The following is a 7157-nucleotide window of genomic DNA, read 5'->3' on the forward strand; positions in this document are numbered from 1 at the left end:
CAGCCGCTCCCCGCCGTAGTCTAGGTGCCTCGGCGTCTTGTAGAAGAGACATCCGCGCGTACAGCGCCGCGGCGAGGAGCGCGACGAGCGCGACGACCGGCCCGAACCCGGGCGTGCCGTCGGCGGTGCCGTCTTCGCCGGGGGGCCGCTCGCCGTCGGCCGCGTCGTCGCCGGCGCCGTCCGTGCCGTCGCCGCCCGCGAAGTCCTCGACGGAGAACTCCACCTCCTCGACGCTCTCGTCGGCGTCGATCGTCTCCCGCGGGTTCAGGTTGGCGACGCCCTGCGTCTCGTCGATGAGGACGTCGTCGCTCCACAGCGCCGCGTCGACGTAGTAGTTGTAGCTCGCGGGCACCTCGACGGTCGTCGTCACCGTGTCCGTCCGCCCGGGACGGACCGACCCGACGGTCTCGCGGGCCTCGTCCGCGATCACGTTCGACTCGGCCTGCCGCATCAGCAGTCGGAGGTCGAGGGGCTCGGACGCGGTGTCGCCGCGGTTGGTCACGGAGACGGAGACCGCCAGCGTCGCGGTGGCGTTGTCCGCCTCGCGCACGCTGACCGCGACGGTCGGCCAGACGTTCCCCTCGGTGAAGCCGACGCGCGTGTCGGCGTAGTCCGGCGTGAGCGCGGCCACGCCGCCGACGCGGGTCGTCTGCGTCTCGACGCGCTCGCCGTCGACGAAGACGACGGTCTCGATCCGGTAGCCGCCCGCGCGCTCCACGTCGACGGAGCCGTTTACCGTCCGCTCGCCGCCGCCGTCGACGTCGCCGACGTCCACCGTCGTCTCGTCGACGAGCAGTCCAGAGTCGGCGCCGATCGCGCGGTGGCGCACGGTGACGTTCTCGACGGTCGACCCCCGGTGACGGAGGTCGACGCCGAGCCGGAGCTCTGCGGTCTCGCCGCGCACCTCGCCCGGCGACACGACCATGCCGGCGATACGGAGGTGGCCGGGGCGTTCGGGCTCCTCTCGGGGGTCGTCGAGCGCGTCCGGCGCGGCGACGACCCCGACCGCGCTCACGACGAGCACGACGGCCGCGGCCGCCAGGAGGGCAGTTCGCGTGTCCATACCTCGCTCGTCAAACCGACGACATAAGTGCTTTGTCGACTCCGGAGCTGTTCGGGGTCGAGTTCGGGCTCGTCCGGTGTCGAGTTCGGAGTTCCCCGTGACCGGGCCCGACACCGGATTAAAGCACCCTGTACCGCCCTCGCGACTCGGAGAGCTCGCCCCGTCGCGTCAGCTTCGTCAGGATCTCGCGGGCCGCCTCGGCGGGGACGCCGTGCTCGCTCGCGTGCGCGATCACGTTCGCTTCGGTCGGCTCGTCTGCCGCCGCCACCGCGTCGCGGACGACCTCCGTGCGGGTGCGCGAGGCCGACCCGCCCCCCTCGGCGCGAGCGCCGGCCTCGTCGACGGCGTCGGCGTCGATCCCCCCGGCTTCGAGGTACTCCCGGTCGTCGATCCCGGCGTCTTCGACGGCGCGTTCGAGCTCCGAGACGTGGTCTATCTCGGCGAACGCCGCGCTCTCGTCCCGCTTTTTCGCGAGCAGCGCGGCCCGGGCCTCCCGGGCCGCCGCGCGGTCCTCCGACTCGAAGAACCGCTTGAGCTTCGCCGTTCGGTGCGTTTTCCCGCAGCGCGGGCAGGTCGCGCTGTCGCTGGTCCGGGGGTCCGAGAGGAGCCACATGGCCGCGCACTCGTTGCAGCCGACGACCGCGTACATGTCGCGGGGTTCGGCGGCGTCGGATTTGAACCCTCGGCCGTACGTGGTTGTTTCCGGTGAGGGGGTGACCTTCTCCAAAGCCCCAGCCGCTCGTTTATAAATAGTCGACGACGGATCGACCGTGAACGCCGCCAAAGCCCTAGTCGGGAAGACGGCGCACGCTCGCTGCGGTCCTCAGCCGCTCACTCCGTTCGCTGCGCGGGCTGCGACTTTCGTGCTCCCGCTCGTTTCACTCGCGGGACCACAACCGCACAGCGCCTCACGCCTCCCCAGCCTCGTCACCGGACTCCGTCCGGCTGCAAGCGAGAGCTTCGCTCTCGCCCTGTCGGTGGTCCTCCGCTTCGCTCCGGCCCACCGACTCCTTCGCACGCGCCGGCTCGCGGCCGCCGGGGGCGCTCGAAGGCGCGCGCCGCCGCGAATCCATTTATAAGTACGTGTCACTGCTCGGTCGTCCGGGGTCGCCCGCGAACGATACGTTGATACGTCGACCGCCGGTACTCGGTGAGACGATGGACGACCGGACGCGGGAGTATCTAAAGGGACGCTTCGGCGACTACTACCGCCGCGCGTCGCCGTCGCTCCCGCCGGACGCGAACCTCCGCGAGTGGGGCCACATCCCGTGGACGCCCGGCTCCGGGACGACGATGGTCCGCCACCAGTCGCTGTTCGATCTCGGCGACGTCGACACGTTCTTCGCGGACAACGCGCCCCGGCACGCCTACTTCTCGGCCGCGCGCTACGACGACCCCGGCGCCTCGACGATGTCGCGGAAGGGGTGGCGCTCCGCCGACCTGATCTTCGACCTCGACGCCGACCACCTCCCGGGCGTGGACCCGGACGAGACCTCCTACCCGGAGATGCTGGCGGCGTGTAAAGAGGCGCTCCTCCGATTGCTGGACTTCCTCGACGAGGACTTCGCCTTCGACGACCTCACCGTCGTCTTCTCCGGCGGGCGCGGCTACCACGTCCACGTCCGCGACGAGAGCGTGCGGGAGCTGGACAGCGAGGCCCGCCGGGAGGTCGTCGACTACGTGCGCGCGATCGACCTCGACACCGAGGGTCTGATCCGCACTGTCTCCGAGCGCGGCACGACGAAGCGCGTGCTCCGCACCGAGGGCGGGTGGGGCGCGCGGGTCCACGAGGCGCTCGTGGAGTACGCCGACGACCTGCGCGACATGGAGGAGGACGCCGCCCGCGAGCGTCTGCTGGAGCTCGAGGGGATCGGCGAGGGGCGCGCGGAGACGATCCTCGGCGCGTTCGACCGGAACCCGACCGCCGTCCGCGAGGGCAACGTCGAGGCCGGCGGCCCGGGCGTGCGCCGGCTCGTCTCCGCGCTGGCGTCGCGCGTGGCCACGACCGACACCGCGCCGATCGACGAGCCGGTCACCACGGACACGCGGCGGCTCATCCGGCTCCCGGGGACGCTCCACGGCGGCTCGGGGCTCGTCGTCACGCCGATCGAGCGCGACGAGCTCGCCGACTTCGACCCGTTGCGGGACGCGGTGCCGGACCGGTTCGTCGGTCGGGAGATCCGGATCGAGACGGACGCGGACCGGACGGTAGAATTAAACGGCGAGCGCGTTAGAGTTGAATCCGGTAGAAACACCGTGCCCGAGTTCGCCGGGGTCTTTCTCATGGCCCGCGGCGAGGCGCGGAAGGCACCCGAACAATGAATCTCGACGAGCTCAGATCGGCCCAAGCGAAGGAACGCCGCAAGGACAGCCTCCAGCACCTGCGGGACTCCTTCTACGACGACGTGGCCGCCTACGTGGCCGACCTGCGCGCGGCCCGCGACCGCCGCGCCGAGCAGGTCGCCAAGCCCTTCTCCGACGACGACGTCCGCCGCCTCTCCGACGAGGTCGAGACGGCCGAGGAGGTCGCCGAGGCGTTATACGAGCGACGCGTCGGCAAGGTCGTCAAGCTCGCGTCGTTCGCGGCGGCCGACATGTCGGTCGACGCCGACGGCATGACGACCGAGGAACGCCGGCTGTTCGACGACCTCGTCGACCGGATCAAGGCGAACAAATCGAACGTGCTCGACGTGCTCTCCGGCGAGGCGCCGGTGGACGGAGCCGAGGTGTCGGCGTCCGACTCCGGCTCCGGCTCCGCGGTCGACGAGGTCGCGGCGGACCCGGCGCCGCCCGCGCCGGAGCCGGAGCCCTCGAACGAGAGGAGCCCGGCCGAGAGCGGAGACGACGAGGTCGCCGACGCGCTCGCCGGCGCCATGGGCGGTGCGGACGACGAGGTCGCCGACGCGCTCGACGCCGCCCCGGAAGGGACTGCGGAGGAGTCCGACTCGCCCCCGCCGGCCGACGCGTCGGACCGCGAGACGCGCGACGCCCCCGCCGAGGGCGCCACCACCGACGGTGGCTCGACCGCGGTCCCGCCGGACCCCGCGCCGCCCGGCGCGCCGGGAACCGACGATCCCCGGGCCGCGAGCGACACCGGCCCGGCCGACGGCGCGACCGTGTCCGCCGAGGCCGACTCGGCCGTCGACGACCGCGCGACCGTCCGGATCACACGCGACGTCGGCGCCATCTTCGGCGTCGACGAGCGGGAGTACGACCTCGCGAGCGAGGACGTCGTGACCCTCCCCGTCGAGAACGCGGAGCCCCTCGTCGAGCGGGACGCCGCGGAGCGGCTCGACTGATCCGTATCGGTGCGTGCGGACATCGCGACGGACGATCCGAACTCCGAGACCGACGAGCACTAACGCCGCGGACGGCTACGAGTCGGTAATGGAGGTCGAGTTCCTCGGCGGCGCCCGCGAGGTCGGTCGGAGCGCGGTCCTCGTCGACGACGCGCTGCTTCTGGACTACGGCCTGCTGACCGCGGACCCGCCGCAGTACCCGGTCCGCGACCCCGAGCCCGACGCGGTCGTCGTCTCGCACGGCCACCTCGACCACGTCGGCGCGGTGCCCGCACTCTTAAAAGGGGACCGCCGGCCGGCGATCCACTGGACGCCGCCGACCGCGGACCTGACGCGGACGCTCGCGCGCGACACGCTCAAGCTGCACGGGAACAGCCCGCTCTGTCCCTTCTCGGAGGAGCACGTCGCGCGGCTCGGCGAGGTCGAGGAGCGACACGCCTACCGGGAACCGTTCGTCGTCGAGGCCGGCGGGACCGCGTACGAGGTGACGCTTCACAACGCCGGGCACATCCCGGGATCGGCGCACGTGCTCGTGGACGACGGATCCACTCGCCTCCTGTACACCGGCGACTTCCACACCGACGACCAGCGGCTCGTTTCGGGGACGACGGCCCGGCCCGATGCCGACGCCGTGATCTGCGAGTCGACGTACGCCGACGTGACCCACGAGGACCGCCGCGCGGTCGAGGACCGCTGGGCCGAGAGCGTGAAGACGACGATCTGGGAGGGCGGGACCGTCGTTGCCCCGGCGTTCGCGATCGGGCGGACCCAAGAGCTCATGCTCGTCGCCGACGCCAACGGGCTCACCCCGTACGTCGACGGGATGGGGACCGAGGTGACGCGGCTCGTCCGGCGGTATCCCGAGTTCCTCCGCGACGCCGAGGCGCTCCGCCGGGCGAAGGGCACCGCGCGCTTCGTCACCGGCCGTGACGGCCAGCGCGACCGGATCGCCGCCGACAACGAGCTCATCATCACCACCTCGGGGATGCTCGCCGGCGGCCCGGTTCACTCGTACCTCCCGAAGATCCGGGGCAGTCCGACGAACACGGTGACGCTGACGGGGTATCAGGTCGAGGGGACGCCCGGCCGGGAGCTACTGGAGCACGGACGCTTGGCGATACACGGGCAGGTACGCCCCGTCAGCGCTCGGGTGGAGTCGTACGACTTCTCCGCGCACGCCGACCGCGGGGGACTGGAGTCGTTCGTCGACGCGTATCGAGAGGCGCGGGTCCTCGTGAACCACGGTGACCGCTGCGAGGCGTTCGCCGACGACCTCCGGGCGGACGGCTTCGAGGCGAGCGCGCCCGAGCTCGGGGCGCGGGTGGAGTTGTAGGATGAGCCAGTCGTCCATCTCGCCGACGTAGCGGGGTCCGCGGCGCTCGTCGCGGTGGTGGCTTTCGAACCGACGCCAGCGAGAGCGGAGAGACCGAACGGCGGGACCGGCGCTTCGGCTACGCGCCGCCGTCGGTGTACGCCCAGTCGTCGAGCACGCGCTCGGCGGTCGCGTTCGCCTCGGCCGGGGTCGGCCGGTCGCCGCCGACGACCGCGTCCGCGAGCTCGCCGGCGAGCGCGTACACCGCGGAACCGTCGGCCCGCTCGGCGACGCGCTCGAAGGTGGGCCGGTAGCCGGCGGCCGTGCGCTGTCCGGTCTCGTCGAGCGAGGCGTCGATGGCGTACTCGAGCTGACGAACCGCTTCCTCGGGTTGCATACGCGAACACTAGGGGCTACACCACTTAAGTATACTCGGATTCGGAATTGAGTTAATACTTGCGCGATGAGTTCGAGACTCGGCTCGCGGATCGACGTTTATAGGCGTCGGGGCGCCGCAGAACGCTCATGGCCGATGCAGACGAGCGCGCGACCGTCGCGGAGCGCGCGGCGCGAGCGGGCGGGCGCGTGGCGCACGATCACTTCCGGAGCGACATCGCCGTCGAGAGCAAGGGCGAGGACGACGTGGTGACGGAGGCCGACCGGGCCGCCCAGCGCACCGTGATCGAGTCGATCCGAGAGACGTTCCCGAACGACGCGATCGTCGGCGAGGAGGAGGACGAACGCAAGACCGTCCCCGACGAGGGCGCGGCGTGGGTGATCGACCCCATCGACGGCACGCACAACTACGTCCGGGACATCCGCGTGTGGGGGACCGCGGTCGCGGCCGTCGTCGACGGCGAACCGGTCGCGGCCGCCACCGTCTGCCCCGCGCTCGACGACGTGTACACCGCCGACGGGGACGGCGCGTACCGCAACGGCGACCCGATCGCGGTCAACGACGTCGCCGACCCGCACCGGGCCGCGGTCGACCCGACGCTGTGGTGGGAGTTCGACGCGCGCGACGAGTACGCCGCCGCCTGCGAGGCGATCGTCCGGCGGTTCGCCGACATGCGACGGTTCGGCGCCGCGCAGGTCGCGCTCCCCACGGTCGCCGCGGGCGGACTAGAGGGGGTCGTCTCGAACCTCCGGGCGAACCCGTGGGACTCGGTCGGCGGCGTCTTCATGATCCGACAGGCCGGCGGGCGCGTCACCGACTTGGAGGGGAACCGCTGGCGACACGACTCGACCGGACTCGTCGCTTCGAACGGCACCCTCCACGACGAGGTGCTCGCCGCTGCGCGAGCGATCGAAGAGACGGACTGAGCGCGGTATTTATAAACGATCTGCGGTGGCGCGCGCCTCCGAGCGGGCCGGCGGCCCGCGAGGAGCGCGCGCGAGGGAGGCGGCGGGGGCGGGCGGGGGGGGGCGGGGAGGGCCAGGACAGAGGGGGGGGGGGGGGGCGGGGGGGCGGGGGAGGGGGGGG

The 7157-nt window shown here is 72.1% G+C and carries 7 protein-coding genes; 4 read left to right on the forward strand and 3 right to left on the reverse strand.

Annotated features, from left to right (window positions below; translation table 11 throughout):
* Positions 1-1063, reverse strand: a 1063-nt coding sequence (locus OQF71_RS13150) for a PGF-CTERM sorting domain-containing protein (RefSeq protein ID WP_280588212.1), incomplete at its 3' end; no start/stop codon positions are given.
* Positions 1064-1181: 118 nt separating this feature from the next.
* A complete protein-coding gene (locus OQF71_RS13155; protein WP_280588213.1) occupies positions 1182-1712 on the reverse strand; it encodes a DUF5817 domain-containing protein in 531 nt (176 codons plus the stop codon).
* A 509-nt stretch (positions 1713-2221) separates the two neighbouring features.
* Between OQF71_RS13155 and priS the strand changes: the two genes are divergently transcribed.
* From priS to OQF71_RS13170, 3 genes are all read left to right on the forward strand, one after another.
* The gene (priS, locus tag OQF71_RS13160) at positions 2222-3385 is read left to right on the forward strand and encodes a DNA primase small subunit PriS (RefSeq protein WP_280588214.1); all 1164 of its coding nucleotides are present in this window, start codon (positions 2222-2224) and stop codon (positions 3383-3385) included.
* Positions 3382-4362, forward strand: a complete 981-nt coding sequence (locus OQF71_RS13165; protein ID WP_280588215.1) for a hypothetical protein — start codon at positions 3382-3384, stop codon at positions 4360-4362. Before priS ends, OQF71_RS13165 begins: the two co-directional genes overlap by 4 nt.
* A gap of 88 nt (positions 4363-4450) precedes the next feature.
* Positions 4451-5695 (forward strand): MBL fold metallo-hydrolase, encoded by a 1245-nt coding sequence (locus tag OQF71_RS13170; RefSeq protein WP_280588216.1) that lies wholly within the window; start codon positions 4451-4453, stop codon positions 5693-5695.
* A gap of 118 nt (positions 5696-5813) precedes the next feature.
* On the opposite strand, the gene OQF71_RS13175 is transcribed toward OQF71_RS13170, so the two are convergent.
* Positions 5814-6071, reverse strand: coding sequence for a hypothetical protein (locus OQF71_RS13175; protein ID WP_280588217.1), 258 nt, complete (start codon positions 6069-6071; stop codon positions 5814-5816).
* A 128-nt stretch (positions 6072-6199) separates the two neighbouring features.
* Here OQF71_RS13175 and OQF71_RS13180 point away from each other — a divergent pair, with 128 nt between their 5' ends.
* Positions 6200-6997 carry an inositol monophosphatase gene (locus OQF71_RS13180; protein WP_280588218.1) on the forward strand — a complete coding sequence of 266 codons (798 nt, stop codon included), beginning with the start codon at positions 6200-6202 and terminating at the stop codon, positions 6995-6997.
* Positions 6998-7157 lie beyond the last annotated feature (160 nt).

Origin of the sequence: Halorubrum sp. Boch-26, from assembly GCF_029889805.1 — an archaeon.
Taxonomy (GTDB): domain Archaea; phylum Halobacteriota; class Halobacteria; order Halobacteriales; family Haloferacaceae; genus Halorubrum.

Coding starts and splice junctions, on each gene's coding strand:
- OQF71_RS13155 (WP_280588213.1), bottom strand. CDS start 1,712: ATGTACGCGGTCGTCGGCTGCAACGAGTGCGCGGCCATGTGGCTCCTC.
- priS (WP_280588214.1), top strand. CDS start 2,222: ATGGACGACCGGACGCGGGAGTATCTAAAGGGACGCTTCGGCGACTAC.
- OQF71_RS13165 (WP_280588215.1), top strand. CDS start 3,382: ATGAATCTCGACGAGCTCAGATCGGCCCAAGCGAAGGAACGCCGCAAG.
- OQF71_RS13170 (WP_280588216.1), top strand. CDS start 4,451: ATGGAGGTCGAGTTCCTCGGCGGCGCCCGCGAGGTCGGTCGGAGCGCG.
- OQF71_RS13175 (WP_280588217.1), bottom strand. CDS start 6,071: ATGCAACCCGAGGAAGCGGTTCGTCAGCTCGAGTACGCCATCGACGCC.
- OQF71_RS13180 (WP_280588218.1), top strand. CDS start 6,200: ATGGCCGATGCAGACGAGCGCGCGACCGTCGCGGAGCGCGCGGCGCGA.